A 331-nucleotide genomic window follows, 5' to 3' on the forward strand; every position below is an offset into this window, starting at 1 on the left:
CTATGAGACGATTTCGACAGCTTTGTGGTTTGGGGGCTACTCAAGTGCAATCTGGAAAGGCTGACACTCGGAGTAGTTTCACAGGAAGCAAAGAGGCGCGATCGGTGTTGCATCAGTTTGTTGTTCGGGCAGTCGAGAGGGGGACTCATCGTGAACAGAAACCGGGCGAAGGTGCGATCGCGACAACCCCCTACGATTGCCTACCAAAATCTCCAGAGGCTCATTCGCTTAGAGTTTATTGGGTAACTAGAGCATACCACAAAGGGAACAAAGTTTCTGGGGCGGCGCTCAAGGCTGCCAGGAATGCCACATCCAGAAAGCTGGCTGAGAG

1 protein-coding gene is annotated in these 331 nt (G+C 52.6%); it reads left to right on the forward strand.

Annotated features, from left to right (window positions below):
* On the forward strand, window positions 1-331 hold a 331-nt coding region (locus tag P5674_RS26215), incomplete at both ends, for a transposase (RefSeq protein WP_315670524.1).

The organism is Limnospira sp. PMC 289.06 (assembly GCF_032350395.1).
In the GTDB taxonomy this organism is placed as follows: Bacteria; Cyanobacteriota; Cyanobacteriia; order Cyanobacteriales; family Microcoleaceae; genus Limnospira; species Limnospira platensis.